Source organism: Mesorhizobium sp. M0478 (genome assembly GCF_040321305.1).
In the GTDB taxonomy this organism is placed as follows: domain Bacteria; phylum Pseudomonadota; class Alphaproteobacteria; order Rhizobiales; family Rhizobiaceae; genus Mesorhizobium.
Genome location: NZ_JAMYRH010000001.1, coordinates 190,001 through 192,500 on the forward strand (window position 1 = coordinate 190,001; position 2,500 = coordinate 192,500).

Genomic DNA, 2,500 nt, shown 5'->3' on the forward strand with positions numbered 1-2,500 from the left:
TCCATTGCCTATTTGGCTTTCGCCTGCTTCGCGTGATGACGCGCCTCGAGTCGCGAAAAAACCGTCTCGACAGGGATGCCCTTAGCCGGATCCTGCCGGAGTTCGGTCAGGCGCGCCGGAACCTCCTCGCGCAGCCATCTCTCCCGCTCCGCCTCGAAATCCTCGAGCATACGTAGGCCGGCGCGAACATCTCAGGCATTGTTGTAGCGGTCTGATTCGAGCTGCTTCCTGATGAAGCTCTCATAGTGGTTCGTCGTTCAGAGCGTAATCGGGCACGGCAACCTCCTGGAAGATTATGGCGCCGATCAAGCCCGGTAGCAATAATAGCAATGATTGGAAGCGCACGATCACGGTTCGTTTTCCAAGATCTGACGGCGAGAGAATGGTTCGTCGCCTGGTTTTGCAGGGTCCAAAGCGTCCGGTCACCATCGCGCCGGCGCGTGGCGGTTGCCGCGCTGACAGAGCCGGGAGCCAACCGGCTTCGCGTGGGCAAAGGTGCCGAATAACAAAAAGGCCTGCGAGCTGCGGGCGGTTGGGGGTCATGATTTGGCTTTTCTGTCCTACGGCGTCGGCTTCGCCTGCTTCCGACCCCTGGTGCAGGTTAAAATCGCCATCGATCACGGTCCGAACGCAAAAAGCCCGCGTGAAGCGGGCTTTTTTTGTTGGTTGCGGGGACAGGATTTGAACCTGTGACCTTCAGGTTATGAGCCTGACGAGCTACCGGGCTGCTCCACCCCGCGTCACCTCCAGGGCAAGCTCTTGCTTGCTCCGGACTCTCCAGGGCAAGCTCTTGCCTGCTCCGGATCTGAAGCAAGCGTTTGCTTGCTTATCTGGACGTAAGCCTGGGCCTATGAACAGGATGGCTTACAGATAGGTATATGGCTGACCAAATGAAAGGGCCGCTTGCGCGGCCCGTGATCCCTTGGCGGGCCTTTTCGTAGAGAGAAGATTTCAGTTTCATCCGGTTTGCGGATGAGAGTTCAACGTGCGTTTTGCAGACCTGGCAGCGACCTACTCTCCCGCGTCTTGAGACGAAGTACCATCAGCGCTGGAGCGTTTCACGGCCGAGTTCGGAATGGGATCGGGTGCAGCCGCTCCGCCATAACCACCAGGTCGGCAAAACGCACGTTATATCGAGAAGCTGTTTTTTCGTGCCAAGGCGACGTTTGTGTCTAGCTAACGGACAAGTCCGCAAGCGCGACTGCGCGTCGCCGGTTTTCCGGCGCCCTCGCGGAGCATAGGCCCTGTTAAGGGCCGCTCATGCGTGAGCGCTGGTCAGATCATCGTGTTCACGATGAGCATAAGGAATGAGAACGATCAAGCCGATCGAACTATTAGTACCGGTAAGCTTCAAGCGTTGCCGCTCTTCCACACCCGGCCTATCAACGTGGTCGTCTTCCACGGTTCTCAGGGAATACTCGTTTTAAGGTGGGTTTCCCGCTTAGATGCCTTCAGCGGTTATCCCGTCCGGATATAGCTACCCTGCTATGCGGCTGGCGCCACAACAGGTCCACCAGAGATCCGTCCATCCCGGTCCTCTCGTACTAGGGACAGATCCTTTCAATATTCCTACACCCACGGCAGATAGGGACCGAACTGTCTCACGACGTTCTGAACCCAACTCACGTACCGCTTTAAATGGCGAACAGCCATACCCTTGGGACCTGCTCCAGCCCCAGGATGCGATGAGTCGACATCGAGGTGCCAAACAACCCCGTCGATATGGACTCTTGGGGGTCATCAGCCTGTTATCCCCGGCGTACCTTTTATCCGTTGAGCGATGGCCCTTCCACGCGGGACCACCGGATCACTATGACCGACTTTCGTCTCTGCTCGACTTGTCAGTCTCGCAGTCAGGCAGGCTTATGCCATTGCACTCAGCGAACGATTTCCGACCGTTCTGAGCCCACCATCGCGCGCCTCCGTTACTCTTTAGGAGGCGACCGCCCCAGTCAAACTACCCACCATACATTGTCCCGGACCCGGATAACGGGCCGCGGTTAGACATCCATAGTAATAAGGGTGGTATTTCAAGGGTGGCTCCACCTGAGCTGGCGCCCAGGTTTCAAAGCCTACCACCTATCCTACACATGCCACTACGAATGCCAATGTAAAGCTATAGTAAAGGTGCACGGGGTCTTTCCGTCTAACCGCAGGAACCCCGCATCTTCACGGGGAATTCAATTTCACTGAGTCTATGCTGGAGACAGCGGGGAAGTCGTTACGCCATTCGTGCAGGTCGGAACTTACCCGACAAGGAATTTCGCTACCTTAGGACCGTTATAGTTACGGCCGCCGTTTACTGGGGCTTCGATTCAGAGCTTGCACCCCTCCTCTTAACCTTCCAGCACCGGGCAGGCGTCAGACCCTATACGTCGTCTTGCGACTTCGCAGAGCCCTGTGTTTTTGATAAACAGTCGCTACCCCCTGGTCTGTGCCACCCTCCTCTACTTGCGTAGAAAAGGGTCACGCTTCTTCCGAAGTTACGCGTGCAATTTGC

General features: G+C 56.6%; 1 protein-coding gene, 1 tRNA gene and 2 rRNA genes (2 of these 4 cut by a window edge). 1 reads left to right on the plus strand and 3 read right to left on the minus strand.

Translation table 11 applies throughout. The features are described from left to right. Positions 1-36 carry the 3' portion of a hypothetical protein gene (locus NKI64_RS00885; RefSeq protein WP_155923365.1) on the plus strand. 171 nt of this gene lie to the left of the window's left edge, so only the last 36 of its 207 coding nucleotides appear in the window; its start codon lies beyond the left edge, outside the window; its stop codon occupies positions 34-36. 627 nt (positions 37-663) lie between these two features. On the opposite strand, the gene NKI64_RS00895 is transcribed toward NKI64_RS00885, so the two are convergent. The 3 genes from NKI64_RS00895 to NKI64_RS00905 form a co-directional block, all read right to left on the minus strand. Continuing rightward, positions 664-740: transfer RNA gene (locus NKI64_RS00895), tRNA-Met, on the minus strand. A 258-nt stretch (positions 741-998) separates the two neighbouring features. Next, positions 999-1,113 (minus strand): 5S ribosomal RNA (gene rrf / locus NKI64_RS00900). Positions 1,114-1,313: 200 nt separating this feature from the next. After that, positions 1,314-2,500: ribosomal RNA gene (locus NKI64_RS00905) — 23S ribosomal RNA — on the minus strand; it runs 1,615 nt beyond the window's last position.